General features: G+C 67.7%; 16 protein-coding genes. 6 read left to right on the forward strand and 10 right to left on the reverse strand.

Going from position 1 to position 23,880, the window contains the following annotated elements:
• Window positions 1-48 precede the first annotated feature (48 nt).
• Together N542_RS0117600 and N542_RS25425 are read left to right on the forward strand one after the other, a co-directional pair.
• On the forward strand, window positions 49-753 hold the full coding sequence (locus tag N542_RS0117600) for a zinc ribbon domain-containing protein (RefSeq protein WP_051551995.1): 705 nt from the start codon (window positions 49-51) through the stop codon (window positions 751-753).
• A complete protein-coding gene (locus tag N542_RS25425) occupies window positions 750-1,919 on the forward strand; it encodes a bifunctional RNase H/acid phosphatase (RefSeq protein WP_036508642.1) in 1,170 nt (389 codons plus the stop codon). The genes N542_RS0117600 and N542_RS25425 overlap by 4 nt, the downstream gene beginning before the upstream one ends.
• On the opposite strand, the gene yaaA is transcribed toward N542_RS25425, so the two are convergent.
• Window positions 1,916-2,689 (reverse strand): peroxide stress protein YaaA, encoded by a 774-nt coding sequence (gene yaaA, locus N542_RS0117610; RefSeq protein WP_028645055.1) that lies wholly within the window; start codon window positions 2,687-2,689, stop codon window positions 1,916-1,918. The two genes, N542_RS25425 and yaaA, sit on opposite strands and share 4 nt — an antisense overlap.
• Before the next feature lie 17 nt (window positions 2,690-2,706).
• On the opposite strand from yaaA, the gene N542_RS0117615 reads away from it, so the two are divergent.
• Window positions 2,707-4,164 (forward strand): RNB domain-containing ribonuclease, encoded by a 1,458-nt coding sequence (locus N542_RS0117615; protein ID WP_028645056.1) that lies wholly within the window; start codon window positions 2,707-2,709, stop codon window positions 4,162-4,164.
• Window positions 4,165-4,170: 6 nt separating this feature from the next.
• Here N542_RS0117615 and N542_RS0117620 read toward each other — a convergent pair whose 3' ends face one another.
• Window positions 4,171-6,369 carry a sialidase family protein gene (locus tag N542_RS0117620; RefSeq protein ID WP_155993187.1) on the reverse strand — a complete coding sequence of 733 codons (2,199 nt, stop codon included), beginning with the start codon at window positions 6,367-6,369 and terminating at the stop codon, window positions 4,171-4,173.
• A 214-nt stretch (window positions 6,370-6,583) separates the two neighbouring features.
• Between N542_RS0117620 and N542_RS0117625 the strand changes: the two genes are divergently transcribed.
• Window positions 6,584-6,856 (forward strand): GlsB/YeaQ/YmgE family stress response membrane protein, encoded by a 273-nt coding sequence (locus N542_RS0117625; RefSeq protein ID WP_028645058.1) that lies wholly within the window; start codon window positions 6,584-6,586, stop codon window positions 6,854-6,856.
• 546 nt (window positions 6,857-7,402) lie between these two features.
• On the opposite strand, the gene N542_RS0117635 is transcribed toward N542_RS0117625, so the two are convergent.
• A complete protein-coding gene (locus N542_RS0117635) occupies window positions 7,403-8,044 on the reverse strand; it encodes an endonuclease/exonuclease/phosphatase family protein (RefSeq protein ID WP_197026016.1) in 642 nt (213 codons plus the stop codon).
• Between the two features lie 375 nt (window positions 8,045-8,419).
• Here N542_RS0117635 and N542_RS0117640 point away from each other — a divergent pair, with 375 nt between their 5' ends.
• On the forward strand, window positions 8,420-9,067 hold the full coding sequence (locus N542_RS0117640) for a nuclease-related domain-containing protein (RefSeq protein ID WP_028645061.1): 648 nt from the start codon (window positions 8,420-8,422) through the stop codon (window positions 9,065-9,067).
• A 24-nt stretch (window positions 9,068-9,091) separates the two neighbouring features.
• On the opposite strand, the gene N542_RS0117645 is transcribed toward N542_RS0117640, so the two are convergent.
• Window positions 9,092-12,190, reverse strand: coding sequence for a DEAD/DEAH box helicase (locus N542_RS0117645; RefSeq protein WP_028645062.1), 3,099 nt, complete (start codon window positions 12,188-12,190; stop codon window positions 9,092-9,094).
• A 162-nt stretch (window positions 12,191-12,352) separates the two neighbouring features.
• On the opposite strand from N542_RS0117645, the gene N542_RS0117650 reads away from it, so the two are divergent.
• Window positions 12,353-12,841, forward strand: coding sequence for a nuclease-related domain-containing protein (locus N542_RS0117650; protein WP_028645063.1), 489 nt, complete (start codon window positions 12,353-12,355; stop codon window positions 12,839-12,841).
• 230 nt (window positions 12,842-13,071) lie between these two features.
• Here N542_RS0117650 and N542_RS27630 read toward each other — a convergent pair whose 3' ends face one another.
• The 6 genes from N542_RS27630 to N542_RS25435 all read right to left on the reverse strand — a co-directional run bounded on the left by N542_RS27630 (window position 13,072) and on the right by N542_RS25435 (window position 23,826).
• Complete coding sequence (locus N542_RS27630; RefSeq protein WP_155993189.1) at window positions 13,072-14,310, reverse strand: HIRAN domain-containing protein; 1,239 nt, start codon at window positions 14,308-14,310, stop codon at window positions 13,072-13,074.
• A gap of 211 nt (window positions 14,311-14,521) precedes the next feature.
• The gene (locus N542_RS0117660; RefSeq protein WP_036508797.1) at window positions 14,522-15,463 is read right to left on the reverse strand and encodes a hypothetical protein; all 942 of its coding nucleotides are present in this window, start codon (window positions 15,461-15,463) and stop codon (window positions 14,522-14,524) included.
• Window positions 15,460-17,904: an AAA family ATPase gene (locus tag N542_RS0117665; RefSeq protein WP_028645066.1), complete on the reverse strand. Its 2,445-nt coding sequence runs from the start codon at window positions 17,902-17,904 to the stop codon at window positions 15,460-15,462. The genes N542_RS0117660 and N542_RS0117665 overlap by 4 nt, the downstream gene beginning before the upstream one ends.
• A 1-nt stretch (window position 17,905) precedes the next feature.
• Window positions 17,906-19,066, reverse strand: a complete 1,161-nt coding sequence (locus tag N542_RS0117670) for an exonuclease SbcCD subunit D (RefSeq protein ID WP_028645067.1) — start codon at window positions 19,064-19,066, stop codon at window positions 17,906-17,908.
• 22 nt (window positions 19,067-19,088) lie between these two features.
• On the reverse strand, window positions 19,089-20,918 hold the full coding sequence (locus N542_RS25430) for an ATP-binding protein (protein ID WP_197026017.1): 1,830 nt from the start codon (window positions 20,916-20,918) through the stop codon (window positions 19,089-19,091).
• Window positions 20,919-21,387: 469 nt separating this feature from the next.
• Window positions 21,388-23,826, reverse strand: coding sequence for a GmrSD restriction endonuclease domain-containing protein (locus N542_RS25435; protein WP_081795283.1), 2,439 nt, complete (start codon window positions 23,824-23,826; stop codon window positions 21,388-21,390).
• Window positions 23,827-23,880 lie beyond the last annotated feature (54 nt).

The following is a 23,880-nucleotide window of genomic DNA, read 5'->3' on the forward strand; positions in this document are numbered from 1 at the left end:
GAGAACCCGCTGAAAGCCGATCCCGCCGCCCAACTCAAGCTCCTCGACGTGCAGGAGCTCGACTCGCGCGTCGACCAGCTGCGCCACCAGCGCGCGAAGCTGCCCGAGCTGGCGGAGATCGCCGAGCTGACCGGCAAGCGCACCGACGTCGACAACCTGGCGCGCGACGTCCGGATCACCATCGACGACCTCACGGTCGAGCAGAAGAAGGTCGACCTCGACGTCGAGGCGGTCAAGACGCGCCGCAAGCGCGACCGTGACCGGATGGACCAGGGCCTGATCACCAACCCCAAGGACCTCGAGCGGATGGGCCACGAGCTGGAGTCGCTCGAGCGCCGGATCGGCAGCCTCGAGGACGACGAGCTCGAGGTGATGGAGAAGATCGAGGAGGCGCAGCGCGAGCTCGCCGGCTACGAGGCACTGGTCGCCGAGACCGACGAGCGGCTGGCCGTGCTGGCCGTCGCCCGCGACGAGAAGCTCGCCGTGATCGACGAGGAGCTCCAGCGGCACGAGGCCGCCCGTGGCCCGGTCGCCGAGGGCCTCCCGGAGGACCTGGTCAAGCTCTACCTCCGGCTGCGCGCGTCCAAGGGCGGCGTCGGCGCAGCCGCGCTGCGTGCCCGCGAGTGCGGCGGCTGCCGGCTGAGCCTCGACTCCGTCGAGCTGAGCCGGATCAAGGGTCTGCCCGAGGACGAGGTCGTCCGCTGCGAGGAGTGCGACCGGATCCTGGTGCGCACCTCCGAGTCGGGGCTGTGACCGACCGGTCCGATCACCGCCGCGTCATCATCGAGGCCGACGGGGGCTCGCGCGGCAACCCGGGGCCGGCGGCGTACGGCGCGGTGCTCTTCGACGCCGAGACGGGTGCGGTCCTCGCCGAGGACGGCAGCACGATCGGGGTGGCGAGCAACAACGTCGCGGAGTACTCCGGGCTGATCGCCGGGCTCCGGCTCGCAGCCGAGCTCGCCCCGGGGGCGGACGTCGAGGTGCGGATGGACTCCAAGCTCGTCGTCGAGCAGATGTCGGGCAACTGGAAGATCAAGCACCCCTCCATGAAGCCGCTGGCGGCCGAGGCGTCCCGGCTCGCGCCGCCCGGCACGTCGTACACCTGGGTGCCGCGTGAGCAGAACAAGCACGCCGACCGGCTCGCCAACGAGGCCCTCGACGGCAAGCGCGACGGCGTGACCGTCGCCGGCGAGTCGCTGATCGAGGAGATCGAGGAGCAGGTCGTCGCCCAGCCGCCCTCGATGCAGACCCAGATGCGCGGCTGGTCCGGCCCCGGCGGTCCGCCGACCACGGTGGTCCTGGTGCGCCACGGCGTCACGCCGCACACGCTGGAGAAGCGCTTCTCCGGTGGCCTCGCGAGCTCCAACCCCGGGCTCAGCGACGAGGGCCGGGCCCAGATCCGCGCCGTGGCCGACTGGCTGGGCCCGCTGGCCGACCGGGTCGACGCGGTCGTGGCCTCACCCGTGCGCCGCACGCTCGAGTCGGCGGAGATCCTGGCCGAGGCGCTGGGGCGTCGCGTCGAGGTCGAGCCCGGCTTCGCCGAGATGGAGTTCGGCGTCTGGGACGGGCTGACCTTCGCCGAGGTGGGGGAGCGATACCCCGCCGAGATGCAGGCCTGGCTGGGGTCGACCGACGTCGCGCCCGAGGGCGGCGAGTCCTTCCGGACCGTGCAGGCGCGGGTGCTCGACGGACTGGCACGGCTGCGGGAGCAGCACGCCGGCACGACGGTCGTCGTGGTCAGCCACGTCACCCCGATCAAGGTGCTCGTGGCCAACGCGGTGGACGCGCCGCTGGACGCGGTCTTCCGGATGGAGCTCACGCCGGCGTCGGTGACCGTGCTCAGCTACTACGCCGATGACCGCGCGTCGATGCGGCTCTACAACGCGCTGCCGCCGGGCAGCGCGTCGTTCCTCGGCTAGACCTCGCTGACGACCACGTCGAGCTGGACCCCGGCCTTGCCGGGCGCGCCCTCCTCGACGGTCCACCCGAGGTCGCGCAGTGCCTCCGCGAGCCGCGCGGGCGTGGCGGGGGCGGCGCCGCTCTCGAGAAGGGCGCGGACGATGCGGCCTTTCGTGGCCTTGTTGAAGTGGCTGACGACCTTGCGCTGTCCCTGGTGCTCGTGGAGCACGCGCACGGTCGCGACCCTCACGTCGGGCGTCGGGCGCCAGAACGCGCCGTACATGCCGCTGCGGAGGTCGACCAGCAGCCCGCGGCCGAGCGCGGCCGTCGCGGACCCGCCGAGGTGCTCGCGCCAGACGCCGGCGACCGGGCCGAGGCCGGGCAGGGTGGCGTCGCCGGAGAGCCGGTACGCCGGGATCCGGTCGCTGGGACGGACCAGCCCGAAGAGGCTGGAGGTGACCGCCAGCCGCGTCGTCGCCCGGCGTCGGGCGGCCGGGGACAGGGTGGCCACGTCGAGGGCGTCGTACAGGACGCCGCTGTAGACGTGGTCGGCGCGTGCGGTCGCGCTGGTGCGCAGCGACCGGTTGAGCGCGACCAGGTCGAGCTGGGTGCCGCCGAGCCCGAGCGTCCTCGCCGCGACCGTCGGATCGCCCTCGCACAGCGCGACGAGAGCGTCCAGGACCCGCTCCCGGGCGTCGGTCAGGCCGGGGAAGTCGAGGGTCGCGAGGTCGAGCGGCTTGCCGCGGCGCGGCGCGGTCTTGCCCTCGCTGGGCGGCAACAGGATGAGCACGCAGTTATGGTGCCGGTATGCCCAGCAATCGCGTCGTCCGGGTCCGCACCGTCGATGACGGCGTGGCTGTCGTCGAGCTGAGGGCCGGTCTCGACCAGATCCTGACCGAGCTCGACGTCGTACCGGCGTTCCCACCGGAGGTGGAGGCGGCCGCCCGGGCGGCGGCCGCGGCGCCGCGGCTGCCCGACCTCGATCGCACCGACATCCCGTTCGTGACGATCGACCCGCCCGGGGCCCGGGACCTCGACCAGGCGATGCACCTCTCGCGGGACGGCAGCGGGTACGTCGTGCAGTACGCCATCGCCGACGTCGCCGCGTTCGTCACCGCCGGCGACCCGATCGACGTGGAGGCCAACCGGCGCGGGGAGACGTTGTACGGCGCCGACACCAAGGTGCCGCTGCACCCGCCGGTGCTGAGCGAGGGCGCCGCGTCGCTGCTGCCCGATGAGGTGCGCCCCGCGCTGCTGTGGACGATCCGGCTCGACGCCGAGGGGACGCGGACCGACGCACGCGTGGAGCGGGCGCGCGTCCGATCCACCGCGCAGCTCACGTACGACGAGGTGCAGCAGGCGCTGGACGCCGGCACCACCGACGAGACCCAGCTGCTGCTCAAGGAGATCGGCGAGATCCGGATCGGCCGCGAGGCCGCGCGCGGCGGGATCTCGCTGCCGCTGCCCGAGCAGGACGTCGACATCGAGGGCGACCGGTGGCACCTGGAGTTCCGCAAGCAGCTGCCCGTCGAGCAGTGGAACGCGCAGATCTCGCTGCTCACCGGCTTCGCGGCCGCCGACCTGATGCTGTACGCCGAGGTCGGGCTGCTGCGCACCCTGCCGCTGCCGGACCCGCGCGACGTCCAGCGGATCCACCGCACCGCACGCGCGCTGGGGATCGAGTGGCCGGCCGAGCTGCTCTACCCCGACTTCATCCGCTCGCTCGACCCGTCGATCCCCTCGCACGCCGCCATGGTCAACGCCTGCGCGCGGCTCCTGCGCGGCAGCGGCTACGTCGCCTTCGACGGGGAGACGCCGGCCCAGCCGCTGCACTCCGCGCTGGCCGAGGAGTACGCGCACGTCACGGCCCCGCTGCGGCGCCTGGGGGACCGGTACGCCGGCGAGGTCTGCCTGGCGCTCTGCGCCGGCACGGACGTGCCCGCGTGGGTGCGCGCCGCGCTGCCCGGCCTGCCGGCGACGCTGCGGACGTCGTCCGGTCGTGCTCGCTCGTACGAGCGGGCCGTGCTCGACCTGGTGGAGGCCGGCGTGCTCGCCGATGATGTGGGCCAGACCTTCGCCGGCGTCGTGGTCGACATCGACGACAAGGACCCGCACCGCGGGGTGGTCGTCGTCCATGACCCCGACGTCGAGGCCCGGGTCGTGTCGACCGCGTCGCTCCCGCTCGGGACCGACGTACGTGTGCGCCTGTCGGTGGCCGACGTGGCGTCGCGGAAGGTGGAGTTCGAGCTGCCCGTCAGCGGCTGAGCCGGCTCAGCAGCCCTTGGCCTTCAGCGCGGCCTTGGCCTTCTTGAGGGTGGTGTTGGCGGTCGCGAGCTTCTTCTTCGCGGCCTTGATCTTCTTGGCCTTCTTGGTCTTCTTCGCCTTCTTGAGCGCCTTCTGCGCTGCCGTGACCGCCTTCTGGGCCTTGGTGACCTTGCTCTTCAGGGCGGCGCAGACGGCCGCGCTGGGCGGCGGGTTCTTGACCACGGCGGAGGCGGCCGACGTCGCGACGTGGGTGCGGGTCTGGAAGCTGTCCACGACGGCTGCGGTGATCTCGACGCGAATCCGGTGGCCGAGGTCGGCCGCCTTCACCGTGTAGGTCGGCGTGGTCACCACGGGACTGGTGACTCCACACTGCAGCCCGGAGGAGTTGCAGCGCAGCCAGCGGCGGGTGAAGGTCGGGCTGTTGCCCGTCCAGGCGCCGGCGGTCGACTGGAGCTTGGTGCCGACCACGGCCGTCCCGACGGTGCGGGGCGCTGCAACCGCGGTGGGGGTCTGCTCGTAGACCGCGCCCGAGATCCCGGCCAGCCGTTCGGGGGAGCTGGTCGTGGCGATGGTCCCGACCACGGTCGCCCTGACGACGTGGTTCACGTCGGCGGTGACGGTTGTGTACGTCGTACCCGTGTCCGGCAGCAGTGCACAGCCCGTCTGGTCCAGCTCGCAGCGGTACCAGCGGTAGGCGAAGCCGGTCGCCGTGGGGAAGCCGTTGCTCTTCCAGCTGCCGCCGGTGTCGATGGTGAGGGTCTGGCCCCAGGGTGCCGAGGTGGCGTCGAGGAGCTTCGGGTAGCCGGTGGGTGGCGTCGGCTCGAAGCCCGGCGGCGTGACCACCGGCCCCACGGAGGCCGACAGCATCTCGCTCGAGAAGGCCGCCTGTACGAGGTCGCGCGCCCGCACGCCGACGCGGAGGTACTTCGCGACGTCGAGGCTGCTCACCTGGTAGGTCTTGTCGGTGGCGCCGGTGATGTCGACGCAGGACGCCCCCGACGTGTCGGCGCCGCTGGACTGGGCGCAGCGCTTCCACTGGTAGGCGAACCCGAACGGCGCGGTGCCCGACCAGGTGCCGTTGTTGGCGGTGAGGACGGCGTTCTCCTGCGCGGTGCCGCTCGGTGCGGGGATCGACCCCGGTTGCGCGACCGCCTGGAGCGGCAGCGTGAAGACGCCGTGCCCCTGGGTGCCGGCCATCAGGCTGCCGGGCAGGCCGAAGCCGATGTTGAGGGAGTAGACGGACTCGTTGCTCATCGGCAGGCCGTCGGCGAGCGTCTTGGTGGGGGACAGTCGGGCCCAGCTGTCGCCGCCGTCGATGGTCGCCCAGACGCCGTTGTCGGTGCCGACGACGATCCGCGGCACGCCACCGGTCCAGTAGTCGGCCGGCACCAGCTGGAATGCGCGCACCTCGTTGGCCAGGAGGGCGCCGTCGCCCGAGCCGTTGGCGGCGTACCAGGTCAGGCCGGCGTTGTCGGAGCGGTAGACGCCGCCCACGGTCGCGGCGATCAGGTGGAGCGGGTCGAGCGGCGAGATGGCGATCCGCTTGGCCGACTCCCCGGGCGGGATGCCGTCCGACATCAGCACCCAGGAGTGTCCACTGTCGAGGGACCGGTAGAAGCCGGTGGCCGTGGCGGCGTACATGCCCACGAGCGCGTTGCCGGTCAGGTAGAACGTCGCGGACGTCAGCCCGGTCGCCCGGGTCCACTTCACGCCCGCGTCCGAGGAGTACCAGACGCCGTCCTTGCCGGAGCCGGCCGTGGCCACCACCATGCTGGTGGGGGATCCGGTCGGGAAGACGATCGACTGGACCCCGCCGCCGTCGAGGCGCTGCGTCTGGGGAGTGGCGGCCGCCACGCCCAGCTGCGACCAGCTGCCGCCGCCGGTGCCTCGGAAGAGCCCCGCACTGCTGGCCAGGTAGATCTGGCCGGACTGCCCGACCGCCTGCCGGACGTGCTTGGCCGCGGCGGAGAGGTTCCCGCTGATGTCGGTCCACGGCCCGAGGGAGTTGGTGGAGGTGAAGACTCCGTCGTCCTCCGACCCGGCGACGAGCTGGGTGGGTGTCACGTAGTCGAGCGAGCGGACCCAGATGTCGCCGAGGTTCCACTTCGTCCAGGTGTCCGGCACGGCGGCCTCGGCCGGTGCGGCCATGACGGGGATGACCAGGGCCAGGGCGAGGGCGGACGCAAGAGTCCTGAGGCGGCGCACCACCGGAACCTAGTGGTGGTCGCCGGGCTGCGGAATAGCCCGTTCGGAAGCGACCGGGGGGCCGAGGTCAGCGGTCAAGCCACTCCGGGCCGCGGGACGGGCGCGACGGACATGTCGGTTGCCCGCCCACCGGCACCGCGGTTGGGTCCCGCATCTGTGGGTACCCACTGCCCGGAGGGACCCGCAGTGGGTCCCGGATACAGGAGGCGCGGACATGGAAATCATCGGAGTCATCGTCGCCGGCATCATCATCGGCCTGCTCGGCAAGCTGATCGCCCCGGGCGACAAGGACAACATCCCGATCTGGCTGACGGTGCTGTGCGGCATCGGTGGAGTCATCATCGGCTGGTTCGTCTACACCGCCTTCGGAGGCGACGGATCCCCCGGTATCGACTGGGTACGGTGGATCGTGGCCATCATCTGCGCCGCCGTCCTGGTCGTGATCGCCTCGACCGTCACCGGGCGCAGCAAGGCCCGGGTGCGCTGAGCGCACGTCACCCATCCCGCGCGACTGCGCGGGATGGGTGATCGGTTCGCCCGCCTGGCGCTGCGATCGAGCTTCTGCCGCCTGGGCAGCGGTCTCGTCAGTCGCGGCCGATGCCGGCACTCATGGACGCGACGCCAGGGGGTACGGACCGCCTATGACCACGACAATCCGCGAACACCTCGGAGACCTGGACGACGCACCCGGTGGAAGCCCGGAGCCGGTCGATCCCACCCAGCGACCGGACGTCGATCCAGCGCCCGAACCGCCGGCTGAGGGCGACGACCCGGAGGCGCACTCGCCGGCTCCTTCCCGCTGAGGCCAGCAGCACTGTCGGCGCGCGGAGCTCTCGGTGAGCGGTCTCCACGTTCTCGCTGATCAGATAAGTTGATGCGGACGGGGGAGCCTGTAGGCCGGGGCCGGTTTACGCTTGATTTGCCGTCGGTGAAAACTGACGGAAAATGTCGTCTGACCTGCGGAAACGCTGATCTGGAGTGACTGTCCGGAACGGACGCTTATGAACTTCTTGCGGACTCTGTGCGGACTGAATCAGGGCCGATCGGTCTCGACCACGTACGCATCGTGGTCTGAAAGTCGACCTTCGTCGAACCGCGCCGAGTGGTGCTCGACGCCTGCGCTCCAACGCGTTGGAACTGCGATGTGGTCGATCGAGAGCAGCCCCTCGATCTGATGCGGCGCATCGGTCGTCGCGGCGCTCAGGCCGAGCCCGGCGAGCGCCTTCAGAAGGTGGTCGCGCCCTGTCTTCGAGCCGGCATGCTCGCACCCCTGCAGCGCGTGGTTCCAGTCGCCGCCCCAGACGGTGGGCGCGGCTTTCGCGATCGCGTCGACTGCCTTGATGGTCCGCTCTGCGGTGTTCGCTCCGGCCCACGGCCCGCCCGAGCCGCAGCCTTTCCAAGGCAGGATCGAGGAGCAGAACCGCTGCCCCAGGACCTCGGCCATCGCGGACGCTCCGTGCGGATCGGCAAGCGGTGTCAGCGGGTGTGTCGAGCAGATGCCCGCCCAGTGGCGCCTTCGTGCCATCTGCGCATTGGTCACATGCCCGGTCATGCCCGGCAGCTCGACGCGGTCCGAGACCTCCGTAAGGAGGAGAACGTCGCACTGCAAGCTCTCGAGGAATTCGCGATGGTCGTTGCTCCAGCGGCCTGCCAGGTTCCACGTTCCCAGTCGCATGCGCATCATCCTGGCGTCCGAACCGACTGCGCGTCGTCGTTCACTCGAATCAATCCCGGGACGCGAACCGCACGCTTCTATAGCCTTCTGCCGTCATGACAAACCTAGACAGAGACGCGCCTGCGCCCGAGCATCTGTGGTCGGGGCCGACGTTTCAGCCCGACTACCCACGCAAGAGCCAAACCAAGAACATCCGATCGGTTCTCGGCTATCTCGAGAACAGCGGCGCCCCGATCTTCTGGGGCTGATCGGGTGGCGCGTCGTCCTCCGTCCTACCCGCGGCGGCAGCTCGTTGCGGACCTTCGCGGTTACCTGCGCCGGAACGGTTGGCGCCTGGCAGGTGTCATCGCTGGATACCTGGCGATCGGCGCTGTCGTGACGGCGCTCCTTGTGCTCTTGCAGCCCCGGGGTCCGGTCTTCTGGTACCTGATCGGCGCATTCCATACGCTGTGGATCGCTCTGGCCATCGGCATGGTTGGAGTGATGTGGCTCGCCAGCTCACAGAAGGCTGTTCAGTATCTGCGCGGAGCCCTCGGTGAGGACAACACCACAGATGTGCTCAAGGCGGCTCAGCGAAACGCTGTTTGGGGTTTCGTCACCGGTATGGAAACGGGCGGCGGCGATATCGATCACCTCGTCGTGACCCGCTCCGGCGGAGTGCTGGCGATCGACTCCAAGTGGAGCAATCAGGTCACGGCCGAGTTGTTGGAGACCATGGCGACCTCGGCCCGGAAGGCGGCTCGTCGCGCCGAGAGCATCATGCGATCTGAACACGTCGGGACACTGAAACGAGAGCGCGGCGCCCGCCACCGAGCCGACACGACGTCGTACACCGTCCGCCCTGTGGTCGTCGTGTGGGGCGCTGAGGGCCATCGCATGCCGGACACGGTGACCAGAACCGACGTCGCATTCGTTGCTGGTCCCAGGCTCGCCCAGTGGCTCCGCTCTCTCGAGGGTCAGGTCGTCGAGAAGACCGCGGCGACTGATCTACTGAACCGCCTCACTGGTTTCAGAGACCGGTAGGCACCGACCTCTCGGCACGACGTCCTATGAGCCACCTAAGGTGGCGCTTGCGAAGAACTCCGTCGGCATAGCGTGTCCCAGCTTCCAGGTGATGGCTATCGGACGCTCACCGACATGACTGGCGTATGAGACAGGGCCGAGGAAGGCGTAGGGCGCCGTGTCGTACTCGCCCTTGTGCTCGATCCGGCAGAAGAGCAGCACCGTACTCGTGCCGTCGAGGTAACGCCGGCCCGTGGCGGAGGCGAGCGAGGTGGCGTTCTGCGACTCCCAGTGGAACAGCGTCGGGCTAATGGGGTAGTCGCGGTACATAGTTGTGGGGGAGTAGTCGGCTTCGGACTTCTTCAGGGTCACAAAGAAGGCGTCGACGTTTAGGCCCTCGGAGTACGCGACGCCTTGCATCACGCTGGTCGGCCTGCGCTTGAGAGTCGCGTAGTCAAGGGCGGCCAGGATCTCCTCCCGCTGATAGGACGCGTGGACGCGCAGCGGCACCTCGGCGAGGGATCCCGACAGGGGGAGTGCGTCATGGCGAGTCTTGTCAAACACCAGGTCGACGACCGCGCCAAGCTCAGCCTTCGCCGCTCGTTCAATGCGGATTGCGTCCAGGCCGTCGTCGTAGGACTCGAAGCCGCCGCCGTTCGGGTATGCGGAGAAGAACAGCATCCGCGCCAACCGTTGCTCGGCCGTTGTCAGTTCGCCGTACGGGGTATCGGATGTCACCAGGCGGCGATAGCCCGCCGCGCGGAGTTCGTCGTCGACGTGGGCGAAGGCACGGATCCGCTTCAGTAGCTCACCTTCACGGGGCGTGCCAGCGTGCGTCGGGAGGCCGGCGTCCCGACGGAGTCGGGTCCAGGACTTCTTGCCGCGCCGCAAGATGTCGGGGAGCTCGATGCCCGACTCGTGCACAAACGTGGGGAGGTCGAGGTCGCCGTAGGACCGCAGCTCCGCGGTCATCGCCTTCCAGCTGTTCGCGACCTGGGTGCGGAGATTGTCCAAGATCAGTGCCTGTGCCTGCCGGTCCATGACGATCTGGCAGCCCGACGGCAAGAAGGGGAAGCCCCGTTCGATCTCGCGCTCGAGCCCGCGCCGAGTCTCTCCAGTCAGAGCGCGCAGCTTCTTGTCGAATCGGAATTCCTGACGGTGGTGGCCGACGAAGTCGAGGACTGTCAGCACCGCTTTGTCGGGAGTGCGACGCAATCCCCGGCCGAGCTGCTGGAGGAAGATCGTGGCGCTCTCGGTGGGCCGCAGGAACAGCACGGTATCGACGTCGGGTAGGTCGAGGCCCTCGTTGAACAGGTCGGCCGCGAAGAGGACGTTGACCCGCCGGGACTTCAGGTCCTCCAGCGCGCGCTGCCGGTCGATCGCAGGAGTGTCGCCGCTGACCGCGAGCGCAGGGATGCCCGCGGCTGTAAAGGTCTCTGCCATGAACTGAGCGTGGGCGACGCTGACGCAGAAGCCGAGCGCGCGCATGGAGCCTGGGTCGATGACCTTGTCTCGAAGCTGCTGGATGACGATCGCGGCCCGCGCGCGGTTGCCGGTGTAGACGTTGGAGAGTTCGACTTCGTCGTACCGTCCGCGGCTCCAGGTGATCCGCCTCAGATCAGTTCCGTCTGCGACTGCGAAGTAGTGGAACGGGCACAGCAGGTCCTTGCCGAGCGCATCCCACAAGCGCAGCTCGGTGGCCGTCCTGCCGTCAAAGAACTCAGCGCGGACGTCGACCCCGTCGGCGCGCTCGGGGGTGGCGGTGAGGCCGAGCAGCTCGCGCGGCGTCAGATGCTCCAGCACTCGTCGGTACGTCGGAGCCTGCGCGTGGTGGAACTCGTCGATGACCACGATGTCGTAGCTGGCGGCAGGGATGTTCCCGATCCCGTACGACTGCAGGGATTGCACACTGGCGAACACGTGGTCCCAGCGCTCAGGTCGAGCGCCGGCGACGTACAACTCGCCGAACGTGGGGTCCGCAAGGACTTCGCGATAGGTCCGCAGCGACTGCTCAAGGATCTCCTTGCGGTGTGCGATGAAGAGCAATCGTGGTCGCTCGGCCGGCGTGGACCCGCGCAGCCGTCGATAGTCGAGCGCGGCGACTACCGTCTTGCCGGTCCCGGTGGCGGCAACGACCAGATTGCGGTGGCGATCATGGACATCGCGTTCGACGGCCAGCTCATCGAGCATCAGCTGCTGGTAGGCGAACGGTCGGACCTCGAGACCGGACAGACTGATCGTTACCCGGTCGTGCTGCCTCCGCCCTGATGCCTCAGCCAGTGCGTCGTCCAGCCGGTCCCGGTCGCGGTCCGGGTCGTAGAGCTCGAAGCTCGCGTCGTTCCAGTAGGTGTCGAAAGTGGCGCGGAACTTCTCGAGGAGTGACGGTGTCGCAACCCGAGACAACCTGACGTTCCACTCGACGCCGTCGAGCAAGGCCGCGCGGGAAAGATTCGAAGAGCCGACGTACGCCGTGTCGTAGCGGGTCTCACGGCGGAACATCCAGGCCTTGGCGTGCAGGCGGGTGCGGGCGGCGTCATATTGGATTCGCACCTCTGCGCCCAGCTCGCGCACGAGCCGGTCGAGCGCGGCCCGCTCGGTGGCGCCCATGTAGGTAGTTGTGATGACGCGCAGCGGCCCCTGTCGGCGACGCAGGCGTCCGAGTTCGCCTTCGAGTAGTCGGAGACCGTGCCACTTCACAAAAGCGCACAGAAGGTCGACCTCGTCGGACGTGTCGATCTCGGCGCGCAGCTCTGCCGCAAGGTTGGGCTCTCCGGTGCTATTCGTCAGCAATGCAGCGTCCGAGAGTGGCGTCTTGGGTCGGATCGATTCGATGTCGACCACCCCGGGCCCCGGCGGTAATAGCACCCGGCGCAGCTGACGAGCTGGGGCAGTCACGGCTTCCCGGGGTACTTCAAGGATCGTCACGAGTTCGTTCAGGAGCCGGATCCGGCCGCCGTTATCGGCGCGGCTCTCGAGGGCGCGGCGAGTCAGCTCGTATATGTGCCGGGCGAGCACGTGCGGCACATCTGCAGGGTCGACGTTCGCAATCTCAGGCCTAGCCTCGGCCTCTGCGTCGAGGGTCGCCTCCAGGCCCTCGGTCACGAGGTGCTCGTGAAGCCCGACGGCAAGTGGCTGTTCGGTCACGCACCAAAGCTCTCATGCGCGCCGCGTGTTTGCGCGCCATCTCGGCATCCCGGTCGCGCACGGGGGCGAGTCACAACCATTGCCCTCCCGACGGCTGGAACGGCGACTGCAGTCGGTCCTGTCAGGGGCTCCCGCCGCCGCCCGTGGGCCGGAGTAGCGAATATGCGCGACGTGGCCATGTTGGCCGGGATCGCGTGGCAGGGTTCCGGCACGGTGCGGCTGATCCCAGAGGCTCCGACGTTCACGACGTCCTCCGAACAGGAGGTGTGGCAGCGCCTGAAGGAGGGACTCGGCGCCGATGACGTGCTGCTCGCGAACCTTCGCTTGACCGACGAGGACAAGGATCACGAGGCCGACCTGAACGTGCTGATGCCCGACGTCGGCATCGTGGTGGTTGAGGTCAAGGGCGGCAGCGTTTGGCACGATGACGACAACGGATGGTGGCAGTCGCGCGGTGGGCAGGCTGTCCTGATTGACCCGGTGACCCAGGTGCGGACGACCAAGTACGCCGTGCGTAACTATGTGGGCCGCGATCCGCGGTGGCAGCGACGCAACTACGTCGCGTGGGGTCATGCGGTGGTGACGCCGTACTCCACCTTCGATGCGAAGGCCGAGGCACCACATACGTTCCAGTCGACCGTGACGATGTAGGCCCGCTGACGCCGGTGTGACGCGAACCTGTTCACAACGTCGACGAACTGCCCGACGCACTTCTCGCCGTCGCTAAGCCAGCACTAGATTCCGCATCGGTCGGCGCCGGATTCGAGGTAAGAAATGCTCTGCAGGGGCGCTTACATTGTGCTGGGCGACCGTCAGGTCTCCCTGACCATGGCTAGATGCCGTGTCACCATGGCGCACGTCAGGTCGATGCAGGCATGTCGTCAGGCGCGACACTCCGGGCACAGCATGGGCTTGCGGCCGCGCACTCGGAGCCGTTCGAATGATCCACCGCACTTGGTACAGACAAGAACCTCGATTTCGCCCGCTGCCGTCGAATCCACCGCGGAGGCGGAGGCCGGCGCTTGCGATCGGCCGCCGATCTCGACATCGAGAGACATGCTCGACCGTCCGTCAGGAGTCGGCTTGGCTTTGGAAGACTGGCGTGCCGCTTCGATCTTGTTCTCGGCGCGTTCTTTCCGCTTGACCAGATCGTCAATGGCCTCAGGTCGAGCAGCCTTATCGCCATACAGTTCGATGCCGCGCTCCGCCCACCAGGCGACCTGCTCCCAGTCGTGCTTCTTCTGCTGCCTGATTGCCATCTGCTTGTAGGTTTCCAACAGTGGGATCTTGTTCCACTTCGTCATAAACGCCTCGCAGATCCCGTGCATCTCGGCGTCATGTCTTCGACAGACATCATCGAACTCGTCGAGTGCGTTCGGGTCGCGTTCCCGGGCTTTGTACAGTCGAGCTTCCAGCTCTGTGAACTGGAAATGCCGGTCGATGGGATCGGGGTCGCTTTCCAAGAGACCGCGGAGCATCTCGATCGCCGGCCGATCTTGATCGGGGAGCGCGTTGAACCAGGACAAGTCGTATGAGTCGTCCTCCACGTCGGTCAGCCAGGCCTCGCTAAATCCCGTTCGCATGGCTCCGGGATCCAGGCGCGCGACATCGCTGCCGGGTCGTCGCTGGGCGGAAGCAGAGTTGCCCACGCCGAAGTCGCTAGGAGTGTGACGTAGCCAGACACCCAGACTGGCAGCGCGGTTGCCGACCATGCCGCCGCCGACGACGACCCCCTCGAGGGCGATGTAACCGTTGTTTGTCGCCATCAGACGGCGCAGGCCAGGAAGATATTCGGCGGCGACATCCCGCGGGAGATATCCAACGATTGACCCTGCGATCTGGACGGACACGGCGTTCGGGTCGTAGGCGTTGTCTGGTTCGGGGACCAGAATTGCGGTGACTGTTTGTCGTGCTTTATGGTCCGGGTCGCCACAGATGAACCGCAAGTGCTCCTGGTATCGACTTTCGCCAACCACCTCAAGATCCTCGTCGCCGGTCAGCATGTGAGCGGACACTGTTTGGTGTTGATTCTGCGCCGGTTTCGTGGGTCGACCGGCATCCCTCAGTCGAGCAAAAATGCCCACGGCTGCGCCTTTCGACTTGGTGAAGTTGGCGACCATGACTTTACGCGCTTCGCGTGTGAGGCCACCGGAAACGTTTGGTCGAAGACGTCCCCAAGGGACGGACGCGTCGAGGTGGTCGACGATGAGGAACTCCTCCGAGTCCGTTCGGAGACGGCACTAGGACGGTAGCCCTGCTCCGCAGGCCCGACGCACAGACCCCACGTGGTGCGTGGCAGCGTAGGCCCCGACGATCGCGTGCTGCTCCATCTCAAGATGCTCGCCTCGTCGCCGCCACTAATGTCCTGTGCAGCTTGGTCGCATCGCCGAGACGGTGCCGGAGAAGCCTCTCCAGCCCGCCGATGGGGATGAGGTTCTGCGGCGCGCGCGGATCCTTGTGCGGGCGGCTGGCCAACTCGGGCAACAGCGCGGTGGTCGTGTCAGCGAGTTGGACCGCCTCGGCGCGAGAAAGGGTGTCTGCGCACTCGCAGCGCACTACGCCCGCCCAGGGTACGGCCGAGTCAACGGGGAGGCGCAGGTACCAGGTGTGCCGGGACCAAGTGGTCCCGATCGTGAACACCGGCGTGCGCTGGCGAGGCCGAAGATCGGCCACGACCCGGTTCAGCTCAGATGGCAGGTACGCCGCGTGGTGTGTCTTGATGTACCCGACAGTGCGGGGGATCGTCGTGCGGCCACGCAGAGGACCGTCCAGCACAAGCAGGTCATTGTCACTGGTTCGCGTGTTGTGCGCGACGACGAGCTCGAGATCGCGCATTTGCTGCTGTAGGGCGAGCGAGAGCGCATCCGGGTCTCCGCCGGCGGTGTGCACGATCGGGTAGTGCGCGAGCGGGGCGCGTACGGTTTCGGCCGATCGGCATGCAGTAAAAACCGCCCGTCGGATCTGGGCGTCAGCCACTGTTGCGCTGCCGTTGATCCGGATCACCCCTGCGGCGTAGCTGCAGGCGAGACCGAGCATCGGGGCCGGCTCATCCTCGACGAGGAACCACACCCGGGCGTCGATTCGGCGGATGCCGTCGACCACGAGGACCTCGGACGGTGACCACAAACCGGCGGCAGGGTCTATCGGTGCCCAGTCGTCGGGCGGCGCCTCGAGATCGAGGGTAAGCCGGGCGGTGGACTCCTCCATCACCTGCTCACCCGCCGGGGTCCCGTACGACGGGTCCCACGGATCGACTGCGAGCCGGGTTGTCACGTCCACACCTTCTCCACTGTTGACCGGGAGCCCGCGCGGGTCACAGTGAACCGCACGGGCACCCGGTCTGCCAGAGCAGCGACATGGGTCACCAGACCGACTGTCCGCTCGCCGCCACCGGAGAGCTGCTCGAGCGTCGCGGCGACGACGTCAAGTGTTGACCCGTCCAGGCTTCCAAAGCCCTCGTCCAGCAGGATCGTGTCGAGCCGGCCGCCACCTGAGGAGAGGCTGGTGATCTGCGAGCTGAGCGCGAGAGCCAAGGCGAGCGAGGCTTGGAAGGTTTCCCCGCCCGAAAGGGTCTGCACCGGTCGGCGGGTGCTGGCGTCGTTATGGTCGATGACCAGAATGTCTTGCTTGTCGTCGACGGCGAGCTCGAACTGTCCGTTGGAGAGCTCGTTCAGCGTTGTCGACGCCTCGAGGATCATTGACTGAAGCGCTTCCTCAAGCATCCAGCGCTCGAAGTTGCGGGCGCTCAATAGCAGGCCGAGGTCGCGGTTCAGTCGCTCTCCCTGCTCGGCCTCGGTGACTTGGGCGGCTAGCTCGGCCGCGTCCGCCCGACGCTCCTGGATCCGCACGACAGTGTGCGTCGCGGTCGTGACGGCGTTTGCGACCACGGTGCTGACCGCGACCTCCGTGAGGGTGTCAGGCGCCGGGATCCCTTGCCCGGCCAGGAGGCCGAGGACTGCGGTGCGTCGCTCTGCGGTGGCTTTCTGCATGGCTTCGATCTGGGCGCTCTGCTTGGCGATCCGGCCGGCGATCTCGGCGGCGGTGCTTGCGACCCAGGCGGTGAAGGTTGCCCAGTCGGCTGTGTGGTCGCCGGTGACGGCGGGCGGCCGCTGCTCCGCGAACCGATCTCGAGTCTGGGCCAGCCGAACGCCGGCCTCGGACCACTCGTTCTGCAGGTTCTTGACGGTGGCGTCAGCCGCGCGCTGCTGGTCGCGAGCGACCTTGGCCGCGCTGCGTGCCCCACCAAGCGCCTGTTGCGCAGCGGACGCGCTCTCCGCAGCGATCTTCGCTGCGACGGCATCGGGCTGCCCCTCGACCTGACTCTTCGCCGTGGTGATCTCGGCGCGCAGTCGGTGGACGGCATCCTCGGCCTTGCCGTGGGTGACCTCGGCGGCGGACGCGGCCTGAGCGGCGATACGTCCAGCGGCTCGCGCGACAGAGACGGCCTTCTCGGCGTCTGCGATGCCCGGGTGCGGAGGCCGGGACGGGACGGTCGCGACGTGCTGCATGCACACCGGGCAGTTCTCACCGGCGACCAGGTTGTGGGCCAGCTCATCGGCGCGGGCATCGGTGCGGGCGTGCTCGAGCTGGTCGGCCGCGATCGTCTCGGCGGTGGACGCTTCGGTGGCCGCCGCGTGCGCCTCGGCGAGATCGGTGGACGCGGTGGCCAACGTGTTCTCGGTGACCGCGAGCTCGGCTCGCAACGCAGCGACTCGAGCATGCGCCTCGACCAGCGCCAGCCATCTGGTCGGCTCGCCGGCCGCGAGGGCTGCGACCTCGGCCTCACTCTCGGCCATCTCGGCCGCCGTCACGGCGGCGCTGGCGGCCTTCAGCTGCGTCAGCGCCTGAGCGCGCTTCCCAGTCAGCGCGTCGAGGTCCGCCGGCTTCCGGACCTCGACGAGCTGGTCGGCCAGCTCAGAGAGCGCGATGCTGACGCCGGCCGCGGCGGTCGCGGCCTGCTCTGCCTTCAGCCAGGGCCCGAGCGCCGCCGGCAGCTCGAGCTGGAACCCGGCGAGCGTCGCCTCGCGCTCCGACGCCGCAGATTCCGCCTCCTCGGTCGCGTCGGCGTACTTGACCATCTCGGCCGCGAGCGTCTGCGCCCTTTGGCCAAGCTCCTTGGCGGCGGTGTTCGCCCGCTGCCCGACCTGGCCGTAGACGCTCAGGCCGAGCAGCTCGACGAGCAGATCCTGGCGCTTGCGCTTCTCGGCGTGCAGGAACCGGGCGAACTGGCCCTGCGGCAGCACGACGCACTGGATGAAGTGGTCCCAGGTCAGACCGAGGAGCGCGGTGACAGCAACCTCCATGTCGTCCTTGCTCTCTGCGAGCGAACGGACCTCGGCGTCGAGCAGGTCGCCGAGGGTTCCCTCCAGCGGGGCTTCCACGGCGAGCTGGACCAGTCGGCACTGTTTGGTGTTGACCTTGCCGGTGGCCGCGCGCGCCAGGACCCGCACCGCGGCGTACCGGTTACCGGCGCTCTCGAAGACGAAGGAGACCCTGGTGTGGCTCTCCGAGGGAGCCATCGCCAGCGAGATCTGGTCACGTCGCGGCCAACGCGGCGCGGAGCCGTAGAGCGCGAAGCACAGGGCGTCAATGACTGTGGTCTTGCCGGAGCCGGTGGACCCGATCAGCGCGAAGTAGTCGGTGTCGGAAAAGTCCAGAGTCAGCGCGTCGCGAAAGGTACCGAATCCCTCGAGGTCGAGGCGAAGCGGTCGCATCTCAGACCCCCGTTCCGTGCTGAATCTCATCGAGCAACTCGGCGAACCTCTTCGTGAGCGTCTCGAGATCGCCCCGCCCCTCGGCCTGCAGATAGTCGCCGAAAAGGTCGATCGGGCTGCGGCTGGTGTTGCGCTGCGTTGTGGTCGTGGCGACGCTGCTCAGGAACTCCGGGTCGATCCGAACCTCAAGAGCGCCAGGCGCGATCTCGCGGACGTCCTCACTGAGACCTGCGCGCGGTTTCTCCTTGATCACCACCCTGAGCCACTCGTCTTCGTCAAAGTGCATGCTGGCCAGTTCATCGAAGGTGGTTCGCACCGTGCGCAGCCTGCGGCCCCCAAGGATCTCGCGGTCACGGACCACCGCCGGGGTGTCCTCCGTGACGTCGACAACGACGGCGACGCTGGTGTTCTCGGACTCGCCAAAATCGACCTGGAGTGGGGATCCGGAGTAGTGCAGCGGCGCGGGGCCAGCGATGCTCTGCCGGCGGTGCAGGTGCCCGAGCGCGCCGTAGTGCAGGACGCTGGGGAACGACGCGGCGTTCAAGGAGTACTCGAAGATTTGGCTGTCCCGCTCCCCGCCGCCGGTCTGGCCCCCGACCAAAGTAGCGTGCGTCATCAGCAGGTTGACGCCGCCCGGCTTGTCGAACCCGACGCACAGCGCCTCGACCATGGCGCGGATGCAGTCGGCGTAGTCGCGATTAGTCTCGGCCGCCGTACGGGTGATCGCCTCGCTCGCGCTGATCGCGGTCCGGTGCGAGATGAACGGCAGAATCGCAAGCCGAACCTTCTCACCGGTGCGAGCGGTGAACGTGAGGGTTCCGCCATCCTCGGCACGCAGGGGCATCCCGACCACTGTGATGCCGAGCTCGCCAAGCACCGGGCGAAACACGTCGAGCTGCCGCGGATTGTCGTGGTTGCCAGCCTCAACGACGACCCGACGCCCGTCCCGGTTCAGGTCGAGCAGGGTGCGCATCACCAAGCGCTGGGCGTCCGGGTTGGGCGCGGAGGTGTCGAACACATCGCCAGCCACGAGGACCAGGTCGACGTCCTCCTCGCCGGCGGCGCGGACGATGTCGGCGAGGACGGCGTCGTGCTCGTCGAGTCGGTTGCGGCCCTTGAGGACCTTGCCGACGTGCCAGTCGGCGGTGTGGAGGATGCGCACGGTTTCATCTCCAGGGTGGTGGTCAGAAGGGGGCGGGGTCGCCTCCTGGGTCGGGTTGGTCGGCTACCCGGGCAAACGGGTCGCGCTGACGTCGCTCGGCGGCCTTCGAGGCTGGCGGTGTCGGCGGAGTCCCGGCCTCCGAGATCCGGGTGGCCCAGGCAGGGAACGGAAACTCGATGGCGAGCGGGAGTGGGATGTCGGGCTGGGAAACGAACATCGACCCCGGCTTGGCGAGCAATGCGCGCTGCCTGTGGGTCGCCGGGAGGTAGCCGTACTCGGGGCGGGTCGCTTCGGCGGCGTCGAGCCGACCGGCGACCTTGATGGCGCAGTTTGCGACGATCCGCCGCTCGACCTCGGACGCGGTCTGCTGGGCGCCGATCAGTATGACGCCCAGTGAGCGGCCGCGCTCCGCCACGTCGAGCAGGATCTCCTTGATCGGATGCGAACCCTCGCGCGGAGCGTACTTGTTGAGCTCGTCGAGCACGATGAAGGTCAACGGATCGGACGAGCCGCTCGCCTCCTTCTCCAACAGCTGGCGTCGCAGCGTCGTGCCTACGACGAAGCGCTGGGCGCGATCGGGCAGCGAATGCAGGTCGACGACAGTGACCTGGGCCTCTGAGGTGCTCACGGCCTGCCGGCCACGCAGATCAAGGTCACCCCGGATCAGGGCGTCGAGTGGGCGCACCGAAGAATGCAGTCGGCGCAGGAACGCGTTGATCGATCCGAGAGCGGTGGCGCCCGGTGTCCAGTCGCGTCGGGTGTCCTCGTCGGTCAGCTGTTCGTCGATCAGGTCGACCAGTGCTGACCAGGTGGTCACGGTACGGCTGGCTATGCTGATCGCCCCGGACTCGCCGATGGGGTCGGCTTCGCGCTTGAGGCGGGCGGCGACCTGTCCGATCAGCAGGGTGTACTGGGCGCGATCGTCCTCGGCGTCGGCGAAGCAGAACGACAGCAGCTCGTCCCTGCAGAACTCCTGCAACGTCCAGAACATCGGCGACACCGCGCCGCCGGCGCGGCCGCTGATGTTGGGTGTCCCGGCGGGGTCGCCGGGACGTGGCGGAGCGAACACGTGCACCGATTTGAAGGGCTGCGCGGGCAGCCCGAGCTCGGCGTACTTAAGTGCCTGATCTGCAGTCAGCGCCGTGTTCGGATAGTCGAGGTAGAGCAGATCCTCGCCCTTGACGCAGTACACCAGGGCCTTGGTGTTCACGGCCTTCGCACCGAGAACCTGCGAGGTGAAGACCGAGTGCAGCAGGAACAGTGCGTACGACGTTTTGGTCGCGACCCCGGAGATGCCGGAGATGGAAATGTGCGCGCCCTTGGTGCCGTCGACGAAGTCGAAGTTGGCGTAGACCGGCCGGCGGTCGCGCCCGAGGCCGATCGGAAGCATCCGGTCCATCGAGTCGAAATAGAGAGCTGCGTCGCGCTCATCGTCAAGAGCTCGGCGCACCGCGGACCCCGGGGTCGGCGGGACGTAGATCTCGGGCTCGACGCGGGTGACGGTGATCTCGGCGGCCTCCACGACCTCCCCCGGCAGAGTTCCGTCAGCGATCAGGTGGACGTCGGACTCGAAGGAGGCGCCCTCGTGACGGGCCTGCACATGTGTGACGATCCCGCTGGTCACGACCGTTCCGCGGCCGGCGACTTCGCGTGAGGTGACGACGACGTCGTCGAGCTGAAGCCAGCGCCCCGGCACCAAGGCTGTCCAGTAAGTAAGCGGGGAAGCCGGCTGGGTGCCGAGCACACGGCCCACGACGGGGAGGTCGCCCTTGTCGTCCTCAATTTCAGATTGAGTCACCGCCCGACCATAGGCGAGCTCGCCGACACGTGTCTGCCGGTCAGCGAGGCTCATTTGAGGAAGTTCGCTTTGCAGCTACCGCTGAGACTTTGTGGGTGGTCGGTTGAGTGACAACGTGACCTTCCGCTGCTTCGGCCAGGTGGACCTCTGCGGCGAGCTCGAAGTGATCGTCCCGTGGCTCTAAATGGAAGCTGCGACAACCCTCCCTGAGCTCATCTTCGAGACAACGAGTCTTCTAGCCACCGGCTAGCGACAACTGCAGCGATCGCGACGAAACCCTGTGCGACGTCACCAGTTCGGCGGAACACGTCGGCGTGAATAGACGTGAGGTCCTCGAGCGTTCGCTGCAAGCGCAGGAACTCGCCGGTGATGGACGCGCCGGCTGGTTTGCTCGCGCCCGGCGCGCAGAGCTCAACGAGCGTTCATTGAGTTCCGGCGACGTCCCGCGTCAACCTAGGCGTCCAAAAGGCGTGTTAGCTTCCGGGCGGCTCAACCAGGACCCGGCGTGCCGCCACCACGTTGTCTATGCGCGCTCGGCAGGCTCGCCAGCGATCAGCGCAAGTAGCGACTCGCTGCCGAGAAGTTGGGTCGGATCTGCCTTACCGCCGACTACTCGAACGCCGTCAGCCTTCAACAACTGCGTCGGGTCCCTATGGTCATCGGGGTCGCTCCACGTGAAGTTGTCGGCAACGCGGCCGTCCCAAGTGAGGACACGCCACGGACGCGTGCATTGCTTGCACGAGACAATGTGGTTGCCGAGCGGTTGCGGCGCCGTGCCGACTGCGCTGGCGAGCTCGGCGTACGACGTCCAGGTGCCGTCAGGAATGGTCTCGAGGATGGCGTGCATCGGCGACCAGTCGAAGCGGGCTCTCTTCGACTCAGGCTTCTCGCCACGGTATGTGGCGCGGATATCGCCGAGCGGGCGACCGTCGGATAGGCGCCAGAAGATCCAGCCGTTGGTTGCGTCGCCCCCGCGGACCTTGTTGCCCGCGCCCGAAGGCGATCCGAACATTTCCCCGTCGACCTCGAGCGATCCGTCGGCCTGAACGGTTGCCGTGGCGTCACCCCATGGACCGGACCGTGCCGAAAGTACAGTGCCGGGCTCGATCAATCCGGCAGCGACGAGGTGCTTTACCTCGACCCAAGACTCGGCCTTCTGAGCGCGATCAGCGATCTTGCCATCATGGCCATGCGGAACTGGCCAAACCTCGAGTAGTGCGATGGTCAGCTCGGTTGTGCGACGGTCAATCACGGCCTCGTTCCAATCATCGATGGCTCTAAGACCACGGTTGAGCAGGAAGACATCGTGTTTGTCTAGGTGACCGCGTTTCGTCTCCCAGCTGCTGTTCGACACAGAGCTGTTGAGGCTCGTCGTCAACAGTGTGAGGTTCCCAAGCCGATGGACGCGCTCGGCCCGTTCCGTTGATGCCGCCAGTCCTTCGACTGGCCAGTTGGCCTCCCACGCCTGCGGCAAGATGTGCTCGATCGGCAGCCCGGATCGCACGATCGGTTGGGAAAGGTGACTACGTCGCAGGTGGTCTTCGATCGCTTCAAGAAAGGTGCGTAGGCGGGCCCGCGGATAGCGGTTGTACGCCTGCTCGGTTGCCAGATGTTCAATGATCTCCTCGTCGCCAGGCCAGTAGTTGGAGGCGGCGGTCTGGCTCGTCAGGAGGTCGCGAACTCGATTCGACAGCATTTCCGACGGCATTGATCGGTTGTTCTTGATGATCTCGCTGACGGTGCGGCCGAGGTTGGCCGACGTCAGCCGTAGCAACTGGCGGCGGACAGTCCAGGATTCGAGCATCCCGATGACCTCGTCCGCGACGCCCGACGCGATGTTCAGCGACGGGTCGTACAGCCAGATGAGGGCGGGCTTCAGCAATTCCACGCCCGTCGCCTGCATCCGGTAGAACGCCATCTCAGGCGGCGTCAGTGCCTTGGTCGTGTCGGCGGCGGCAAGCGCCCACGACTCGTAGATCGCCGCCTGTCGCTTGATCAGGATGAGCAGTTCGCCCATCGACACATCGGCCTCGTGATCGACGTGGTGCTTGAACCGGACGAAAGTCTGGCGGGGGCCGATCTCTTCGCCCAGCCGTGCCCCGAGCCATTGCGACAGGAACAGTGAGCTGCGGCTGAGGAGGTAGCGGCCGATGCTGACCTCCGTCTCCCAGAACTTGGTTTCAAACGGCCAATCCTCCGCATAGGCCTTTCGCACGTCGCCGCCCTCGGCCCCCAGCTTCTGGAAGACGAAGTTCTTGATCAGATCGGCGGCCGTGAGGGGAGTACCGCGGGCGTTGAGAGTTTCGAAGATCTCCTGTGAGTTCTCGTCCGACCGCAGATCGATGACGACCAGTTGCAAACCCTGGGCGATCACCGTGGCAAGAACGGTCGCACGCCGTTCGACCGCCGACTCGCTGAAGCCGATCCATTCGTTTGCGGCAGCTACGAAGAATTCGTGCGCACGCGTGATGAGGGCGCCGGCGTGACGAAGTGACCCGTGGTCGACGGGCGGCTCGGCGTCCATAACCTCCGCAAACGAATCTCCGTCGCGGTTCGCGTGCATAAGCTTCCGGGTCCTGCCGTCGGAGCCGAAGTGTGCGCGGTTGTGGGTGAGGTCACCTAACTGCTGTCCGAGGTGATCGAGGCCTCGCTCTTCGCACACCAGCGCCACTGCATCGGTCATCAGCTGCAGGGTGGTGACCCGCTGTTGACCATCGATGAGATTCCACGTCTGCACGCTTCCGGCGACCGGGTCGCTGGCCTGAAGTACGACCGCTCCAAGAAAATGTCGTGCCGTCGAGCTCGGGTTGGCGAGCCGGAGTTCCGCCATCCTGGTGACGTCTTGCCACAACGGCTGCCACTGATCGACTTCGTTCCACACGTAGGGTCGTTGAAACAACGGGACGAGCAGGTGCTGAGGCAGGTAAAAGACCTCTTGCGGTGTGCGCACGTTGGTTTCCACAACCCGACCCTAGGGTGATTGCCTGCGACGGGAAACGACATTCACTGAAGATCC

Origin of the sequence: Nocardioides sp. URHA0020, from assembly GCF_000620705.1 — a bacterium.
In the GTDB taxonomy this organism is placed as follows: Bacteria; Actinomycetota; Actinomycetes; order Propionibacteriales; family Nocardioidaceae; genus Nocardioides.

What these genes read in the sequence shown, in the direction of transcription:
- N542_RS27630 (WP_155993189.1), bottom strand. Translation starts at nt 14,310, where the DNA reads ATGGTCGCCAACTTCACCAAGTCGAAAGGCGCAGCCGTGGGCATTTTT.
- N542_RS0117650 (WP_028645063.1), top strand. Translation starts at nt 12,353, where the DNA reads ATGCGCGACGTGGCCATGTTGGCCGGGATCGCGTGGCAGGGTTCCGGC.
- N542_RS0117665 (WP_028645066.1), bottom strand. Translation starts at nt 17,904, where the DNA reads ATGCGACCGCTTCGCCTCGACCTCGAGGGATTCGGTACCTTTCGCGAC.
- N542_RS0117615 (WP_028645056.1), top strand. Translation starts at nt 2,707, where the DNA reads ATGCCCAGCAATCGCGTCGTCCGGGTCCGCACCGTCGATGACGGCGTG.
- N542_RS25430 (WP_197026017.1), bottom strand. Translation starts at nt 20,918, where the DNA reads ATGAGCCTCGCTGACCGGCAGACACGTGTCGGCGAGCTCGCCTATGGT.
- N542_RS0117635 (WP_197026016.1), bottom strand. Translation starts at nt 8,044, where the DNA reads ATGCGACTGGGAACGTGGAACCTGGCAGGCCGCTGGAGCAACGACCAT.
- N542_RS0117625 (WP_028645058.1), top strand. Translation starts at nt 6,584, where the DNA reads ATGGAAATCATCGGAGTCATCGTCGCCGGCATCATCATCGGCCTGCTC.